Source organism: Pseudomonas sp. 2(2015), assembly GCF_000955865.1.
GTDB lineage: Bacteria > Pseudomonadota > Gammaproteobacteria > Pseudomonadales > Pseudomonadaceae > Aquipseudomonas.
Genome location: NZ_JYOF01000007.1, coordinates 117,975 through 134,792 on the forward strand (window position 1 = coordinate 117,975; position 16,818 = coordinate 134,792).

Consider the following 16,818-nt stretch of genomic DNA (forward strand, 5'->3'; position numbering starts at 1 on the left):
AGAGAAGGGTCTTTTCATTACCATGCGGCAAATTTTTAGCAGTTCAGAAATTACTTAGTAGATGCCTGTTGCAACAGGCCATAAAGCTGATGGGAGAGGACTGAATGAGCAATGACGGCGTCAATGCAGGCCGGCGTCGCTTCCTCGTAGCAGCCACGTCCGTGGTGGGTGCTGCAGGAGCGGTGGGGGCTGCGGTCCCGTTCGTAGGGTCATGGTTCCCCAGTGCCAAGGCGAAAGCCGCGGGTGCACCGGTGAAGGTCAATATCGCCAAGGTAGAGCCTGGTCAGCAGATGATTGCTGAGTGGCGCGGCCAACCGGTGTTCATCGTCCGTCGTACCGAGGAGATCCTCGGTAACCTCAAGAAGATCACCGGCGACCTCTCCGACCCAGAGTCCAAGGCTTCGGTTCAACCCACTTACGTCGATCCGTCGAACCGCTCGATCAAGCCGGAAATCCTCGTGCTGGTCGGCCTGTGCACCCACCTGGGCTGCTCGCCGACCTTCCGTCCGGAAGTGGCACCTGTCGACCTGGGTCCGAAGTGGGTCGGTGGCTACTTCTGCCCGTGCCACGGCTCCCACTACGACCTGGCTGGCCGCGTCTACAAATCCCAGCCGGCGCCGCTCAATCTGCCAGTGCCGCCGCACTCTTATGAGTCGGACGACATCATTGTCGTCGGCGTCGATCAGGAGAACGCGTGATGAGTAAGTTCATGGATTGGGTTGACGCCCGCTTCCCCGCGACCAAGATGTGGGAAGACCATCTCAGCAAGTATTACGCACCGAAGAACTTCAACTTCTTCTATTTCTTCGGCTCCCTGGCCCTGCTGGTCCTGGTCAACCAGATCGTCACCGGCGTGTGGCTGACCATGAGCTTCACCCCTTCGGCCGAAGAGGCGTTCGCCTCGGTCGAATACATCATGCGTGACGTCGAATACGGCTGGATCCTGCGCTACCTGCACTCCACCGGCGCCTCGGCGTTCTTCATCGTCGTCTACCTGCACATGTTCCGCGGCCTGCTGTACGGCTCGTACCAGAAGCCTCGCGAACTGGTCTGGGTGTTCGGCATGCTGATCTACCTGGCGCTGATGGCCGAAGCGTTCATGGGCTACCTGCTGCCATGGGGCCAGATGTCCTACTGGGGTGCCCAGGTGATCATCTCGCTGTTCGGCGCCATTCCGGTGATCGGCGACGACCTGACCCAGTGGATCCGCGGTGACTACCTGATCTCCGGCATCACCCTGAACCGCTTCTTCGCCCTGCACGTGGTGGCCCTGCCGATCGTCATTCTCGGCCTGGTGGTGCTGCATATCCTGGCGCTGCACGAAGTCGGTTCGAACAACCCGGACGGTGTCGACATCAAGAAGCACAAGGATGAGAACGGCGTGCCGCTGGACGGTATCGCGTTCCACCCTTACTACACCGTGAAGGATATCGTCGGCGTCGTCGTGTTCCTCTTCGTGTTCTGCGCCATCGTGTTTTTCTTCCCGGAAATGGGCGGTTACTTCCTGGAAAAACCGAACTTCGAACAGGCCAACGCCTTCAAGACCCCTGAGCACATTGCCCCGGTCTGGTACTTCACTCCGTTCTACGCGATCTTGCGCGCCGTTCCGGACAAGCTGCTCGGTGTAATTGCCATGGGCGCCGCGATCGCCGTGCTGTTCGTCCTGCCGTGGCTGGATCGCAGCCCGGTCAAGTCCATGCGCTACAAGGGCTGGATGAGCAAGGTCTGGCTGCTAGTGTTCTGCATCTCGTTCGTGATCCTCGGTGTGCTCGGCGTTCTGGCCCCTACCCCGGGCCGTACGCTGCTGTCGCAGGTATGCACCTTCCTGTATTTCGCCTACTTCCTTCTGATGCCGTTCTACACCCGGCTCGAGAAGACCAAACCGGTTCCGGAAAGGGTGACTGGCTGATGAAAAAGCTATTTGCAGTATTGATTCTGGCAGTGATGCCCGCGTTCACCTTCGCCGCCGAACACGGCCTGGAGCTGGACAAGGTCGATATCGACCTGACCGACAAGGCCGCCATGCAGGACGGCGCACGCACCTTCGCCAACTATTGCATGGGTTGCCATAGCGCCAAGTTCCAGCGTTACGAGCGCGTGGCTGACGACCTGGGCATTCCTCACGAGCTGATGCTCGAGAAGCTGGTGTTCACCGGCGCCAAGATTGGCGACCACATGAAGATCGGCATGAAGCCTGAAGATGCCAAGACCTGGTTCGGTGCTGCGCCGCCTGACCTGACCCTGGTTGCCCGGGTCCGTGGTACCGACTGGCTGTACAGCTACCTGCGTAGTTTCTATGAGGACAAGTCGCGTCCGTACGGGGTGAACAACAAGGTTTTCCCCAACGTCGGCATGCCTAACGTGCTGGTTGGCCTGCAGGGCAACCAGGTGATTGGCTGCAAGCAAGTGCAGACCGTGGTCGATGGCAAGAAGCAATACGACCCGCTGACCGGCTCGCCTTTGACTCATGAAGCATGCGACCAGCTGACCGTGGAGCCGAAATCCGGTACCCTGACGCCAGAGCAGTTCGACGAGAAGGTCAAGAACCTGGTGACCTTCCTGGCCTACTCGGCTAACCCGGTCAAACTGGAAAGCCAGCGCATCGGTACCTATGTGCTGCTGTATCTGGCCTTCTTCTTCGTATTCGCTTATCTGCTCAAGCGCGAATACTGGAAGGACGTGCACTGATCACGCAGTAGTTTCTGGTAGTTGAACGCGCCCTGGGGCGCCTCTGGAATCACAGGGGCGCTCGCAGGGCGCGTTTGCATTTGCAGCATTTATAAATTCATACGCGAGGAGGACCACTATGGGCGTGACCAACCGGTTAGCCTGCTACTCCGACCCCGCTGACCATTATTCTCATCGGGTGCGCATCGTTCTCGCCGAGAAGGGTGTCAGTGTCGAGATCATCAACGTCGATCCTGGTCGCCTTCCGCCCAAGCTGGTTGAAGTGAACCCCTATGGCAGCGTGCCAACCCTGGTCGATCGCGACCTGGCGTTGTACGAGTCGACCGTGGTGATGGAATACCTCGATGAACGTTACCCGCACCCGCCATTGTTGCCGGTGTATCCGGTGGCGCGGGCCAACAGTCGCCTGCTGATCCACCGTATCCAGCGCGACTGGTGTGCGCTGGTCGACCTGATACTCGACCCGCGCAGCAAGGAGCCGGCACGGGTACAGGCGCGCAAGGAGCTGCGCGAGAGCCTGACCGGAGTGTCGCCGTTGTTTGCCGACAAGCCTTGTTTCTTGAGTGAGGAGCAAAGTCTGGTCGATTGTTGTCTATTGCCCATACTCTGGCGTTTGCCGGTGTTGGGTATCGAACTGCCGCGGCCGGCCAAGCCGTTGCTCGACTACATGGAGCGACAGTTTGCCCGCGAAGCCTTCCAGGCAAGCCTGTCCGCTGCTGAACGTGAAATGCGCTAGGTTTTAAGGAGCTGTCGATGAACTCCAGTCGCCCCTATTTGGTACGTGCACTCTATGAGTGGATCGTGGACAACGACTGCACACCGCATATGCTGGTCAACGCCGAATACCCGGCCGTCCAGGTACCCCAGAGCTTCGCCAGTGACGGCCAGATCGTCCTCAACATCTCACCCAGTGCCGTACGTCACCTGCACATGGATAACGAGGCTGTGAGCTTCGAGGGCCGCTTTGGCGGCGTTGCTCACACCCTGTTCGTGCCTGCCGGTGCCATCCTCGGTATTTATGCCCGGGAAAACGGCCAGGGTATGGTCTTCGAACTCGAGCCGCCGCTGCTCGATGATGAAGATGAAGAAGACGACAGCGTCGAGCCGGATGACGACGGTCCGCCTGCCGGCGGCCAGCCGCCGCGGCCAAGCGGGCGTCCGAGCTTGAAGGTGGTCAAGTAACAAAAAAGGCGATCCGCATGGATCGCCTTTTTTGTGTCTGCCGGCCTGGATTACAGGTCGGTGATGGTGCGGACCTGGTCCTTGTTGACCTTGATCACCTTGCCATCGAGCTGCTTGAACTCGTAGAAGCCGGCTGCGCGGTCGTAGTGCGGCGCGTCGACTGCCTGGAATTCGCGGCCGTCGTTGAGGGTGATCTGGGTTGGGGTGGAGCAGCCGGCCAGGGTGGCGAAGGCGCCAATCAGCAAGGTTGGCAGCAGGCCGTTTTTCATGGGGACTTCCTAAGGATGGTTGGATCGCGGGGCGCCTGCCCCGCGATGGGTTTATCAGTCGATGTATTCGAACAGCTTGACGATCTTCTGCACGCCCGACACGCCCTGCACCAGGTTGGTGGCGCGCGAGGCTTCCTGCTGGGTCAGCAGGCCGAGCATGTAGACGATGCCGTTTTCGGTGATGACCTTGATGCGCGAACCGGGAATGTTGCTGTCGGTGAGCATCTGGGTCTTGATCTTGGTGGTCAGCCAGGCGTCGTTGTTGCGCGCCAGGATCGAGGAGGGCGGCAGCACCTGCAGCTCGTTATGCACCTTTTTCACCCGCTGGACCTGGCCGGCAGCCTGTTCGGCCAGGCCCTTGAGGTCGGCGCGCGGGGTTTGCCCGGCGAGCAGGACGATGCCGTTGAAGCTGCTGACGACAATGTGCGAGTTCTTGTCCAGGTCAGGGCTGGCCTTGGCGACGTTCACCGCGACTTTGGTTTCGATCAGCGAGTCATCGATCTTGCTGCCGAAGGTGCGGGTGCCGCGGTCGTCCTCGATCGGCTTGTCGCGGGTGGCGGTGAGCACCGAGCTGCAACCGGTGAGGCTCAGGCACAGGGTCAGGGCCATCAGGCCGAGGCGGTTAGGGGTCATTCTTCACTCCCGAACAGTTGGCTGTCGATCAGGTCGCAGAGGCAGTGGATCGCCAGCAGGTGGACTTCCTGGATACGTGCGGTGACGTTGGCCGGTACGCGAATCTCGACGTCTTCAGGCAGCAGCAGCGAGGCCATGCCGCCGCCATCGCGCCCGGTCAGAGCTACGACAATCATTTCGCGATCATGTGCGGCCTGGATCGCCTGAATAATGTTCGCCGAGTTACCGCTGGTCGAAATCGCCAGCAGCACATCGCCGGGCTGGCCCAGGGCGCGGATCTGCTTGGAGAATATTTCGTTGTAGCTGTAGTCGTTGGCGATCGAGGTGATGGTCGAGCTGTCGGTGGTCAGGGCGATGGCCGGCAGGCTCGGGCGCTCACGCTCGAAGCGGTTGAGCAGTTCGGAAGAAAAGTGCTGGGCATCGCCGGCCGAGCCGCCGTTGCCGCAGGCAAGCATCTTGCCCTCGTTGAGCAGCGCATTGACCATGACCTGACTGGCTTGCTCGATGTGTGGTGCAAGGACTTCCATCGCCTGTTGCTTGGTGTTGATGCTGGCCTGAAAAAGCTGGCGAATTCGGGATTGCATGTCCATCAGTGTGACCTTAAGTAGGGCGGCTGGCCGGGCGCGTCGGGAGTATACAAAAAAGGTCCCGGCACATGACTGTGCAGCCCGTGAAGCAAAGAGCAAAAAAGTTGTAGGGGTAATGGCGCAGGGCAGTGGCGGGTTCAGCACTCGAAGGCATTTTTCAGCCAGTCCAGCGGTGGGCCCGAATGGCCTCTGCCTTGCAAGGCGATGACATCGAAACGGCAGGGGTGGTTGGCCCAGCGTGTTTCCTTTTGCAGAAAAGACTCGGCGGCTAGCACCAGTTTGTCCTGCTTGCGCCCGTCGATACTGGCGAGCGCACCGCCAAAATCCGCGTGCAGCCGGTAGCGGACTTCGACGAATACTACTGTATCGCTGTCGAGCATGACCAGATCAAGCTCGCCGCGTTTGCATCGCCAGTTCTGCGCCAGCAGCCGCAGGCCTTGCCCTTGAAGGTATTCAAGAGCTTGCCGTTCGGCGGCCTGGCCGGCCTGTTGGCGCGAACTGTCGGGCATCAGCGTGGGGTGTCGGGCAGGCGTTTGATTTGGCCGCCGGTGAACTCGGCCCACGGCAGTTGCCGCTCGATGCGCTGGTTCTCGTTCATGCTCAGGCTGCCGGACAGGCCGTCAATGCGGTTTTCCGGCAGCGCGCGCAGCTGGCCCAGGCGTGGTGCCAGGCTGAAGGCGTCGATGCCCATGGCGTACAGGCGGCCGAGGCTGCCGGCCGCTTGTGGCCACTGACGTTCTACCTGCTGGCGCAACGGGTTGCCGCTGTCGAGCAGCCATGGAGTATCGCAAAAGCGCACGCCGGTGAGGTCGCGGTACTGGTTGACGTCGCCGCTGGCGCTGTAAACGTGCGAGGTGGCATACACCGGTACGTCGCCAGCGTACTGGAAGTTCAGGGTCGGCTTGATCTGCTGGCCTTGCTGCGGGGTGGCGGCAAGGAAGATGAAGTCGATGTCCTGGCGGCGCGACGGCTGGGCCGATACGGCGCCACCGACGGTGCTTTGCAGGCTCTTGGCGCGGCCTTCGCTCTGGCGCAGCTGGAACAGCTCGGCGATCTGCTGGGCCAGGGCTACCGGCTGGTCGATGTGCTGGGCAGCCAGCAGGCTGCCACCGTTGGCTTCCCAGTCCTGGCGGAAGGCCTTGAGCACGCGGTCGCCCCATTCGCCTTTCGGCACCAGGGCGACGGCGCGCACCATGCCGTCGGCGCGGGCGCGGCGCGACACTTCACGGGCTTCGTCTTCGGCGGCGAGGCCGAACTGATACAGCTGCTCCGGGCCTTTCTGGCCGGCGTCGCTGTAGTTCAGGGCGAGGGTGGTGATCGGCAATTGCGGGTAGGCGGCGAGCTTTTTCACCAGCGGTTTTTCCAGCGGGCCAACCACCAGTTGCACGCCAGAGGCCTGGGCCTGGCGGTAGAAGTCGTCCAGCGAGGTCAGTCGCGAGCTGTCGAAGACTTCGATGGTCGGCGGCTTCTGGCCGGCTTGCTGGGCCTGGAAGTGCGCGGCCATGAAACCGTCACGCAGGGCGCGGGCAACGCCGGCCAGCTGGCCTTCCTGTGGCAGCAGCAGGGCGATTTTGGTCAGCGGCTGGCTGGTCAGCTCCATCAGCTTGATCAGCGACGGTGGCAGCTGGGCGGCGGCCGGGTGATCGGCGTGCTGGGCGCGCCAGGCGTCGATGGCGGCTTGTTGCTGCTCGACGGTGCCGGCGCCTTTTACCGCCAGGGCCAGGCTGGCCCAGCCGGCCATGGTGTCGGTGCCGCTGCTGAGGTTATTGAGCTGATCGCGCGGGGTGGCGGCTACCAGGTTCCAGATCGCGTCGTTGTTGGCGTTGGCAGCATCGCCCTTGAGTAGCGGCGTCAATTGCGCGCGCTCCTGGGCGGCGGCCAGTGGCTGGCCGTTGGCTTCCAGCACTGCGGCATGCACGCTGCGGGTACGGATCTGTTGATCTTCCGGCAGCTCGTTGAGGCGCGCCAGGCTTGGGTGGCTCAAGGCGGCCAGGGCCATTTTCGGCTGGTTGCGGCTCATGGCCAGTTCTGCCGCCAGGGTGCTGGCGAAGATCTGCTGGGCCGGTTTGAGCTGCTCCAGCGGCACCTGCTCGAGGATGCGCGCGGCGCGGGCATTGTCCTTTTGCTTGTAGGCCAGGTCGGCGGCGCTCAGGCGCAACAGTGCAGCTTGCTCCGGCGTCTTGCTGGTGGTGGCCTGTTCAAGCAGTTGCTCGATGCTGGCATCCGGTGTGCGCGGCAGTTCGCCGAGGCTCGACGAGGGCGAGCTGGCGCAGGCTGCCAGCAGGGCGGCGAGGCAAAGGGCTGTGAACAGCCGCAGGCAAGCGATCATGTAAGGGTCCTGTTACTCGATCAAATTAACTGGCAATTGTACCCAAGCGCTGGCCGGGGCGCGATCTTGCTGGCGTTAATCCTTCAATATAGGTGCTGGAACGCCGCTTTGCGGCAATCCTGATTGCCCAATGTTGCCGACTCTCGGGCTACAATGGCGCTTTGATCATGACGACAGGTGTGTGCAGTGACTGATGTTCCAGGGGCTTCCCAATCCACTTCGGGCACGCTTTACGTGGTGGCCACGCCGATCGGCAACCTGGATGACATGAGTGCCCGGGCACTCAAAATACTCGGTGATGTGGCGCTGATCGCCGCCGAAGACACCCGTCACTCCATTCGTCTGATGCAGCACTTTGGTATCAACACGCCGCTGGCTGCCTGCCACGAGCACAACGAGCGTGATGAGGGCAGTCGTTTTATCACCCGTTTGCTGGCGGGCGACAACGTCGCGCTGATTTCCGACGCCGGTACGCCGCTGATTTCCGATCCTGGCTATCACCTGGTACGCCAGGCCCGCGCCGCCGGCATCGCCGTGGTGCCGGTGCCCGGTGCCTGCGCGCTGATCGCGGCGCTGTCGGCCGCTGGCCTGCCGTCGGACCGGTTCATCTTCGAAGGCTTCCTGCCAGCCAAGGCTGTAGGACGTCGCGCGCGCCTGAGTCAGGTAAAGGAAGAGCCGCGTACGCTGATCTTCTATGAAGCACCACACCGGATTCTCGAGTGCCTGCAGGACATGGAAGAGGTGTTCGGTGGCGAGCGCCCGGCGTTGCTGGCCCGCGAGCTGACCAAAACCTTCGAGACCCTCAAGGGTCTGCCGCTGGCCGAGCTGCGCGCCTTCGTCGAGGCTGACAGCAATCAGCAGCGTGGCGAGTGTGTGGTGCTGGTGGCGGGCTATACCGCGCCGGAAGACGAGCAGGCGGTCAGCAGCGAGGCAATGCGTATTCTCGACCTGCTGCTGGCGGAAATGCCGCTCAAGCGCGCCGCTGCGCTGGCGGCGGAAATCACCGGGGTGCGCAAGAACCTGCTGTACCAGGCGGCACTGGAAAAACAGAAAGCCCACTGATGTTATAGTGCTATTATCGGTTTTATCGCTTGTTCTTGGCGCCCGCTACCGTTAACCTTTGCGGCGGAGAGTCGATTGGACAGTCGCTGCCTTCTATTGTTCCGCAATAGAGGGGGGAGGAAAGTCCGGGCTCCATAGGGCAGAGTGCCAGGTAATGCCTGGGGGGCGCGAGCCTACGGAAAGTGCCACAGAAAATAACCGCCTAAGCACTTCGGTGCCGGTAAGGGTGAAAAGGTGCGGTAAGAGCGCACCGCATGACTGGCAACAGTTCATGGCTAGGTAAACCCCACTCGGAGCAAGACCAAATAGGGTTCCATATGGCGCGGCCCGCGTTGGAACCGGGTAGGTTGCTAAAGGCGTCCAGTGATGGCCGTCGTAGAGGAATGACTGTCCTCGACAGAACCCGGCTTACAGATCGACTCTCCACCTCTTCCCCTCCTGCTTGAATCGATAGCAGATGCGTGCTGGTAATACCGAAAAAATCTTACTCTTAATAAATTACTTTAACTTCGCTCTCTATCCGTCTGAGTGGGTTTGAGTTTTTTCGTCAAAATCCCTTCCGAATTGTCCTTCTATCTTCTCTGTGCGCGCTAAATCTCCGATCTGTAAGGGATTTCCTTATAAGCGTGCCTTGACGGTGTGGTAGGCGGATTCCTATAGTGTGCGCAAGTGGCAGAAAGTGGCATGAAGTGGGTTTTCTGACACAAAAACGCTAACATTGTGGGGAATCGCAGCCGTGTTCCGCGGAGCCAACGCCATCAACCTCGACGCAAAGGGCCGTCTCGCAATGCCGAGCCGGTACCGTGACGAGCTCGATTCGCGTAGTTCCGGGCAGTTGATCGTGACCATCGATGCGGTTGATCCCTGTTTATGTGTGTACCCGCTCGATGAGTGGGAGCTGATTGAAGCCAAGTTGCGCGCCTTGCCGTCATTGCGTGAAGAGAACCGCCGCCTGCAGCGTTTGCTGATCGGCAACGCGGTGGATCTTGAGCTTGATGGCAGTGGGCGTTTCCTGGTGCCGCCGCGTTTGCGCGAGTACGCCAAGCTCGACAAGAAGGCAATGCTGGTGGGGCAACTGAACAAATTTCAGCTGTGGGACGAGGATGCCTGGAACGCGGTTTCGGCAGCCGACCTCGCAGCTATCCAACAACCGGGCGCCATGCCTGATGAACTGCGTGATTTGATCCTGTGACTATAGATAGCGGCTTTAACCACATCACCGTACTGCTTGACGAAGCCGTCGAGGCTCTCGCCGTACGCGCCGATGGCTGCTATCTGGATGGCACCTTCGGGCGCGGCGGGCATAGCCGGTTAGTCCTCAGCAAGCTCGGGCCGCAGGGCCGGCTGCTGGGTTTTGACAAGGACCCACAAGCGATTGCCACCGGGCAAGCGCTGGCGGCCGAAGACGGCCGCTTTGTCATTGTGCAGCGCAGTTTTGCCGAGCTGGGCGCCGAAGTTGCCGAGCGCGGCCTGGCCGGCAAGGTCAGCGGCATCCTGCTCGACCTGGGCGTCTCGTCGCCACAGCTGGACGACCCTGAGCGCGGCTTCAGCTTCCTCAACGACGGCCCGCTGGACATGCGCATGGACCCGACTCGCGGCGTCAGCGCTGCCGAGTTCATCGCCACTGCGCCGGAAGAAGAAATCGCCCGGGTGTTCAAGGAATACGGCGAAGAGCGCTTTGCCAAGCGCATGGCCCGTGCCGTGGTGCTGCGCCGTGAAGAAATACCGTTTACCCGCACCGCTGACCTTGCCGAAGTGCTCAAGGTTGCCAACCCGGCCTGGGAAAAGGGCAAGAACCCGGCAACCCGTGCCTTCCAGGGCCTGCGCATTCACGTCAACAACGAACTCGGTGATCTTGAGGCCGGCCTTGAGGCTGCGCTCGAAGCGCTGGAAGTCGGCGGGCGCCTGGTGGTGATCAGCTTCCACTCGCTGGAAGACCGCATCGTCAAACTGTTCATGCGCAAGCTGGTCAAGGGTGAGGCCGACAACCTGCCGCGCAACCTGCCGGTCCAGCACAAGCACTTCGAGCCGAAGATCAAGGTCCACGGCAAGGCCCAGTTCGCTTCCGAAGCCGAGCTCAAGGCCAACCCACGTTCGCGTAGCGCGGTCATGCGCGTCGCCGAGAAACTGCGGTGAGCCGTTTGTTCGCCAAGCCTTTGCCAGGCGGAAGCTTCCTGATGCTTCTGCTGTTCATTGGCGTGCTCGTTTCTTCGGTGGCGGTGTCCTACAGCGCGCACTGGAACCGTCAGTTGCTCAACACCCTGTACGGCGAACTCAGCGAGCGCGACAAGGCCCAGGCCGAGTGGGGCCGACTGATTCTCGAGCAGAGCACCTGGACGGCCCACAGCCGTATCGAGAACCTTGCCAGCGAACAGCTGAAAATGCGTATTCCGGCCGCTGACGAAGTACGGATGGTGGCGCCATGATGAAACTTGAAGGCGCACTCTACCCATGGCGGTTCCGCGTGGTCATCGCCCTGCTGGCACTGATGGTCGGCGCGATTGCCTGGCGCATCATCGACCTGCAGGTGGTCGACCGTGACTTCCTCAAGGGCCAGGGCGATGCCCGCAGCCTGCGACATATTCCTATTCCTGCGCACCGCGGGCTGATCACCGACCGTAATGGCGAGCCGCTGGCCGTCAGTACCCCGGTGACCACCCTGTGGGCCAACCCGAAAGAAATGCAGGCTGCCAAGGACCGCTGGCCGGCCCTGGCTGCCGCGCTCAAGCAGAATCCGCAGCAACTGGCGGCGCGCCTGGAACAGCAGGCCAGCAAGGAGTTCATCTACCTGGTCCGCGGCCTGACCCCGGAGCAGGGCCAGGTGGTGCTCGATCTTAAAGTCCCCGGTGTCTATGGCATCGAGGAATTCCGTCGTTTCTACCCGGCCGGCGATGTCGCCGCGCACATGGTCGGCTTTACCGACCTCGACGACCATGGCCGCGAAGGCGTGGAGCTGGCCTACGATGAATGGCTGGCCGGCGTGCCCGGCAAGCGACAGGTGATCAAGGACCGGCGCGGCCGGCTGATCAAGGACATCCAGGTAACCAAAAACGCCAAGGCCGGAAAGACCTTGGCGTTGTCGATCGACCTGCGCCTGCAATACCTGGCCACCCGCGAGTTGCGCAACGCCATTGCCGAACAGGAAGCCAAGGCCGGCAGCCTGGTGATCCTCGACGTCAAGACCGGCGAAGTGCTGGCCATGGTCAACCAGCCGACCTACAACCCCAACAACCGCCGCAGCATGTTCCCGGCGGCCATGCGTAACCGGGCGATCATCGACGTGTTCGAGCCAGGTTCGACGGTCAAGCCGCTGTCCATGAGCGCGGCCCTGCAGAGCGGGCGCTGGAAGCCGACCGACAAGGTCGAGGTCTACCCGGGCACCCTGCAACTGGGCCGCTACACCATTCGCGACGTATCGCGCAGCGAAGGGCCGATCCTTGACCTGACCGGCATCCTGATCAACTCCAGTAACGTCGGCATGAGCAAGATTGCCTTCGATATCGGTGGCGAATCGATCTACCGGGTCATGTCCCAGCTGGGGCTTGGCCAGTACACCGGCCTGGGCTTCCCGGGCGAACGCGTCGGCAACCTGCCCAACCACCGCGAGTGGCGCAAGGCCGAGACCGCGACCCTGTCCTACGGCTACGGCCTGTCGGTGACCGCGCTGCAACTGGTGCATGCCTACGCCGCGCTGGCCAACGACGGCAAGATGGTGCCGCTGAGCATCCTCAAGGTCGACAAGGCGCCGGAGTCTACCCAGGTCGTGCCCAAGGAAGTCGCCGAGACCATCCAGGGCATGGTCCAGCAGGTTATCGAGGCGCCGCGCGGGGTGTTCCGCGCCCAGGTGCCGTTCTACCACGTGGGTGGCAAGTCGGGCACCGCGCGTAAAGCCACTATCGGTTCCAAGGGTTACACCGAGAATTCGTACCGTTCGCTGTTCGCCGGCTTCGGGCCGATGAGCGACCCGCGCTATGCCGTGGTCGTGGTCATCGATGAGCCGAGCAAGGGCGGCTACTTCGGTGGCCTGGTATCGGCGCCGGTGTTCAGCAAAGTCATGTCCGGCACCCTGCGCCTGATGAACATTCCGCCGGACAACCTGCCGCCGGCAACACCTACGCAGCAAGTCAACGCTGCACCGGTCAAGGGAGGACGCGGTTGATGACAATGCCATTGAGCAAGCTTTTTACCCAGGCCAGCCGCGATCCGTCGATCCGCGAACTGACCCTGGACAGCCGCAACGTGCGCCCGGGCGACCTGTTCCTGGCGGTGCCGGGTACGCGCATGGATGGCCGTGAACACATTGCCGACGCGCTCAAGCGCGGTGCGGCGGCGGTCGCCTATGAAGCCGAAGGCGCCACCGTGCTGCCGATCGCCGAGGTGCCGTTGATCCCGGTCAAGGGCCTGGCCGCGCAACTGTCGGACATCGCCGGGCGTTTCTACGGCGAGCCGAGCCGCCTGCTCGACCTGGTCGGCGTCACCGGCACCAACGGCAAGACCAGCGTCACCCAGCTGGTAGCCCAGGCGCTGGACCAGCTCGGCCAGCACTGTGGCCTGATCGGCACCCTCGGGACCGGTTTCTATGGCGCCCTGCAAAGCGGTCGCCTGACCACGCCGGACCCGATCGCCGTGCAGGCGACCCTGAGCGACCTGAAAAAGGCCGGGGCCAAGGCCGTGGCCATGGAAGTCTCTTCCCATGCCCTGGACCAGGGCCGGGTCGCGGCTCTGGCATTCGATATTGCGGTGATGACCAACCTGTCCCGTGATCACCTCGACTACCACGGCAGCATGCAGGCTTACGAAGACGCCAAGGCGCGCCTGTTCGCCTGGCCGAACCTGCGTTGCCGGGTGGTCAACCTCGATGACGATTTTGGCCGGCGCCTGGCAGCCGGGCAGGGCGAGTCGCGCCTGATCAGCTACAGCCTCAAGGATTCGGCCGCGTCGCTGTACTGCCGCGAAGCGCATTTCGATGATGATGGCGTGCGCGCCGTGATCGTCACCGCCCAGGGTGAGCACGCGCTGCGCAGCCGCCTGCTCGGGCGCTTCAACCTGAGCAACATGCTCGCGGCGGTCGGCACCTTGCTGGCGCTGGATTACCCGCTGGACGAAATTCTCAAGGTCACCCCGGCGCTGGAAGGCCCGGTCGGGCGCATGCAGCGCCTGGGCGGCGGCAGCAAGCCGCTGGTGGTGGTCGATTACGCGCATACCCCCGATGCCCTGGAGCAGGTGCTGCAAGCGTTGCGCCCGCACGCCAAGGGCCAGTTGCTGTGCCTGTTCGGTTGCGGCGGCGATCGCGATCGCGGCAAGCGGCCGCTGATGGCCGAAGTTGCCGAGCGCCTGGCTGACCGCGTGCTGGTTACCGACGACAACCCGCGCACTGAAGACCCGCAGCAGATCTTCGCCGACATCCGCCCGGGTTTTGCCCAGGCCGATGCGGTCGAATTCGTTGCCGGCCGCGGTGCCGCCATCGCTCAACTGATTGCCAGCGCCGGCGTTGACGATGTCATCGTCCTGGCCGGCAAGGGGCATGAGGATTATCAGGAAATCAACGGCGAGCGCCACGACTTCTCCGACCTGGTTGAAGCCGAGAAGGCCCTGGCCGTGTGGGAGGCTGCCCATGCTTAAGCCATTGTCCCTCAGCCAACTGAGGGCGCCGCTCAACGGCCGCCTGCACGGTCAGGATGCAACCTTCAATGGCGTCAGCATCGACAGCCGTGCCATCACCGCCGGGCAGCTTTTCGTTGCCCTGGCCGGGCCGCGTTTTGACGGCCACGATTACTTGAATGACGTTGCTGGCAAAGGCGCGGTCGCCGCCCTGGTGCAGCGCGAAGTGCCGGGCAGCAGCCTGGCGCAGTTGGTGGTTGCCGATACCCGCCTGGCCCTGGGCCAGCTCGGCGCGTTGAACCGCGCCGCTTTCGACAAGCCGGTCGCCGCCATTACCGGCTCCAGCGGCAAGACCACGGTCAAGGAGATGCTTGCCAGCATCCTGCGCACCCGTGGCCCGGTGCTGGCCACCCGTGGCAACCTCAACAACGATTTTGGCGCACCGCTGACCCTGCTCGAACTGGCTCCGGAACACACCGCGGCGGTGATCGAGCTGGGCGCCTCGCGCATCGGTGAAATTGCCTACACCGTCGGCCTGACCAAGCCGCAGGTCGCGTTGATCAACAATGCCGGAACTGCTCATGTCGGCGAGTTCGGCGGGCCAGAGAAGATTGTCGAAGCCAAGGGCGAGATCCTCGAAGGTCTGGGTCAGGATGGCGTGGCCGTATTGAACCTTGATGACAAAGCCTTCGCCATCTGGAAACAGCGCGCCGGTAATCGCCGGGTGCTGACCTTCGCCCTGAACAACGCCGGTGCTGATTTCCACGCCGGCAGCATTGCCCACGACCCGCGCGGTTGCCCATCGTTCGACCTGCACAGCCCGCTGGGCGTGGCGCGGATCCAGCTCAACCTGCTGGGCACCCACAACGTGGCCAACGCACTGGCGGCCGCCGCTGCCGCGCATGCCTTTGGTCTGACCCTGGACGGTATCGTCCAGGGCCTCAATGCCGTGCAACCGGTCAAGGGCCGCACTGTGGTGCAGATGACGGCCAACGGTGTGCGGGTGATTGATGACACTTACAACGCAAACCCCACCTCGATGTGCGCTGCCGTTGATATACTCGCCGGCTTTTCCGGCCGCACCGTCCTGGTGCTCGGGGATATCGGCGAATTGGGCCAGTGGGCTGAGGAAGGGCATCGGCAGGTAGGCGAGTACGCCAAAGACAAGGTTTCGGCACTCTATGCGGTGGGCACCAACATGGCCCACGCGGTAGCTGCGTTCGGTACCAATGCCCGACATTTCGCTAATCAAGCTGACCTGATCGACGCCGTTCGCGCCGCCGAACAGGCCACCAACACCACTATTTTGATCAAGGGTTCGCGCAGCGCTGCGATGGAGAACGTCGTGGCGGCTTTGTGCGGTTCCAGCGGGGAGAAACATTAATGCTGCTGCTGCTGGCTGAGTATCTGCAACAGTTCTACAAAGGCTTCGCGGTCTTTCAGTACCTGTCCCTGCGCGGGATTCTGGGTGTACTGACCGCGTTGTCGCTGGCCCTGTGGCTGGGCCCATGGATGATTCGTACCCTGCAGATTCGCCAGATCGGTCAAGCCGTTCGTAACGACGGCCCGCAATCGCACCTGTCCAAATCCGGCACCCCGACCATGGGTGGCGCACTGATCCTGTCGGCCATCGGCATCAGCACCCTGCTGTGGGCCGACCTGACCAACCGTTATGTCTGGGTGGTGCTGATCGTCACCCTGCTGTTCGGCGCTATCGGCTGGGTCGATGACTACCGCAAGGTGATCGAGAAGAACTCGCGCGGCCTGCCGAGTCGCTGGAAGTATTTCTGGCAGTCGGTGTTCGGCCTGGGCGCGGCGATCTTCCTTTACATGACCGCGCCGACCAGCGTCGAAACCACCCTGATCGTGCCGATGCTCAAGGATGTCACCATCCCGTTGGGTATCGGTTTCGTCGTCCTGACCTACTTCGTCATCGTTGGCTCCAGCAACGCGGTGAACCTCACCGACGGCCTCGATGGCCTGGCGATCATGCCAACAGTCATGGTCGGCGGCGCCCTGGGCATCTTCTGCTACCTGTCGGGTAACGTGAAATTCGCTGAATACCTGCTGATCCCTTATGTACCGGGCGCAGGCGAACTGATCGTGTTCTGTGGCGCGCTGATCGGTGCCGGCCTGGGCTTTTTGTGGTTCAACACCTATCCGGCCCAGGTGTTCATGGGCGACGTCGGTGCCCTGGCACTGGGCGCCGCACTGGGCACGATCGCGGTGATCGTGCGCCAGGAAATCGTCCTGTTCATCATGGGCGGTGTGTTCGTCATGGAGACCCTGTCGGTGGTGATTCAGGTGGCCTCCTTCAAGTTGACCGGCAAGCGCGTGTTCCGCATGGCGCCGATCCACCACCACTTTGAACTCAAGGGTTGGCCCGAGCCTCGGGTGATCGTCCGCTTCTGGATCATCACCGTGATTCTGGTGCTGATCGGCCTTGCCACCCTGAAACTGAGGTAGA

General features: G+C 62.3%; 18 protein-coding genes and 1 other RNA gene. 14 read left to right on the forward strand and 5 right to left on the reverse strand.

The window, feature by feature from the left end; translation table 11 throughout:
* Window positions 1-104: 104 nt before the first annotated feature.
* From petA to UB48_RS12255, 5 genes are all read left to right on the forward strand, one after another.
* The gene (petA, locus tag UB48_RS12235; protein WP_010220763.1) at window positions 105-698 is read left to right on the forward strand and encodes a ubiquinol-cytochrome c reductase iron-sulfur subunit; all 594 of its coding nucleotides are present in this window, start codon (window positions 105-107) and stop codon (window positions 696-698) included.
* Window positions 698-1,909 carry a cytochrome bc complex cytochrome b subunit gene (locus tag UB48_RS12240; RefSeq protein ID WP_045197292.1) on the forward strand — a complete coding sequence of 404 codons (1,212 nt, stop codon included), beginning with the start codon at window positions 698-700 and terminating at the stop codon, window positions 1,907-1,909. Before petA ends, UB48_RS12240 begins: the two co-directional genes overlap by 1 nt.
* Complete coding sequence (locus tag UB48_RS12245; protein WP_010220765.1) at window positions 1,909-2,688, forward strand: cytochrome c1; 780 nt, start codon at window positions 1,909-1,911, stop codon at window positions 2,686-2,688. Before UB48_RS12240 ends, UB48_RS12245 begins: the two co-directional genes overlap by 1 nt.
* A 118-nt stretch (window positions 2,689-2,806) precedes the next feature.
* On the forward strand, window positions 2,807-3,424 hold the full coding sequence (locus tag UB48_RS12250; protein WP_010220766.1) for a glutathione S-transferase N-terminal domain-containing protein: 618 nt from the start codon (window positions 2,807-2,809) through the stop codon (window positions 3,422-3,424).
* Between the two features lie 17 nt (window positions 3,425-3,441).
* Window positions 3,442-3,870 carry a ClpXP protease specificity-enhancing factor gene (locus tag UB48_RS12255; protein WP_045197293.1) on the forward strand — a complete coding sequence of 143 codons (429 nt, stop codon included), beginning with the start codon at window positions 3,442-3,444 and terminating at the stop codon, window positions 3,868-3,870.
* A 50-nt stretch (window positions 3,871-3,920) separates the two neighbouring features.
* On the opposite strand, the gene UB48_RS12260 is transcribed toward UB48_RS12255, so the two are convergent.
* The 5 genes from UB48_RS12260 to UB48_RS12280 form a co-directional block, all read right to left on the reverse strand.
* Window positions 3,921-4,139, reverse strand: a complete 219-nt coding sequence (locus UB48_RS12260; RefSeq protein WP_045197295.1) for a YgdI/YgdR family lipoprotein — start codon at window positions 4,137-4,139, stop codon at window positions 3,921-3,923.
* 54 nt (window positions 4,140-4,193) lie between these two features.
* A complete protein-coding gene (locus tag UB48_RS12265; RefSeq protein ID WP_045197297.1) occupies window positions 4,194-4,772 on the reverse strand; it encodes a BON domain-containing protein in 579 nt (192 codons plus the stop codon).
* Window positions 4,769-5,362 carry a phosphoheptose isomerase gene (locus tag UB48_RS12270; protein WP_026001179.1) on the reverse strand — a complete coding sequence of 198 codons (594 nt, stop codon included), beginning with the start codon at window positions 5,360-5,362 and terminating at the stop codon, window positions 4,769-4,771. The genes UB48_RS12265 and UB48_RS12270 overlap by 4 nt, the downstream gene beginning before the upstream one ends.
* Window positions 5,363-5,496: 134 nt before the next feature.
* Window positions 5,497-5,868, reverse strand: coding sequence for a YraN family protein (locus UB48_RS12275; protein WP_045197304.1), 372 nt, complete (start codon window positions 5,866-5,868; stop codon window positions 5,497-5,499).
* Window positions 5,868-7,688, reverse strand: a complete 1,821-nt coding sequence (locus tag UB48_RS12280; RefSeq protein WP_045197306.1) for a penicillin-binding protein activator — start codon at window positions 7,686-7,688, stop codon at window positions 5,868-5,870. The genes UB48_RS12275 and UB48_RS12280 overlap by 1 nt, the downstream gene beginning before the upstream one ends.
* A gap of 186 nt (window positions 7,689-7,874) precedes the next feature.
* On the opposite strand from UB48_RS12280, the gene rsmI reads away from it, so the two are divergent.
* From rsmI to mraY, 9 genes are all read left to right on the forward strand, one after another.
* A complete protein-coding gene (gene rsmI / locus UB48_RS12285) occupies window positions 7,875-8,750 on the forward strand; it encodes a 16S rRNA (cytidine(1402)-2'-O)-methyltransferase (protein WP_045197308.1) in 876 nt (291 codons plus the stop codon).
* Window positions 8,751-8,817: 67 nt separating this feature from the next.
* Window positions 8,818-9,177, forward strand: an RNA gene (gene rnpB / locus UB48_RS27100) — RNase P RNA component class A.
* 309 nt (window positions 9,178-9,486) lie between these two features.
* On the forward strand, window positions 9,487-9,942 hold the full coding sequence (gene mraZ, locus UB48_RS12290) for a division/cell wall cluster transcriptional repressor MraZ (RefSeq protein WP_010220775.1): 456 nt from the start codon (window positions 9,487-9,489) through the stop codon (window positions 9,940-9,942).
* Window positions 9,943-9,944: 2 nt separating this feature from the next.
* Entirely contained in the window at window positions 9,945-10,886 is a 942-nt protein-coding gene (rsmH, locus tag UB48_RS12295) for a 16S rRNA (cytosine(1402)-N(4))-methyltransferase RsmH (RefSeq protein WP_156160200.1), read from the forward strand.
* Window positions 10,883-11,176 (forward strand): cell division protein FtsL, encoded by a 294-nt coding sequence (ftsL, locus tag UB48_RS12300; RefSeq protein ID WP_045197313.1) that lies wholly within the window; start codon window positions 10,883-10,885, stop codon window positions 11,174-11,176. The genes rsmH and ftsL overlap by 4 nt, the downstream gene beginning before the upstream one ends.
* On the forward strand, window positions 11,176-12,909 hold the full coding sequence (locus UB48_RS12305; RefSeq protein ID WP_176794319.1) for a penicillin-binding protein 2: 1,734 nt from the start codon (window positions 11,176-11,178) through the stop codon (window positions 12,907-12,909). The genes ftsL and UB48_RS12305 overlap by 1 nt, the downstream gene beginning before the upstream one ends.
* Window positions 12,909-14,372 (forward strand): UDP-N-acetylmuramoyl-L-alanyl-D-glutamate--2,6-diaminopimelate ligase, encoded by a 1,464-nt coding sequence (locus UB48_RS12310; protein WP_045197317.1) that lies wholly within the window; start codon window positions 12,909-12,911, stop codon window positions 14,370-14,372. Before UB48_RS12305 ends, UB48_RS12310 begins: the two co-directional genes overlap by 1 nt.
* The gene (gene murF, locus UB48_RS12315) at window positions 14,365-15,735 is read left to right on the forward strand and encodes a UDP-N-acetylmuramoyl-tripeptide--D-alanyl-D-alanine ligase (protein WP_045197320.1); all 1,371 of its coding nucleotides are present in this window, start codon (window positions 14,365-14,367) and stop codon (window positions 15,733-15,735) included. Before UB48_RS12310 ends, murF begins: the two co-directional genes overlap by 8 nt.
* Window positions 15,735-16,817: a phospho-N-acetylmuramoyl-pentapeptide-transferase gene (mraY, locus tag UB48_RS12320; RefSeq protein WP_036996790.1), complete on the forward strand. Its 1,083-nt coding sequence runs from the start codon at window positions 15,735-15,737 to the stop codon at window positions 16,815-16,817. The genes murF and mraY overlap by 1 nt, the downstream gene beginning before the upstream one ends.
* The last annotated feature ends 1 nt before the right edge of the window (window position 16,818 follow it).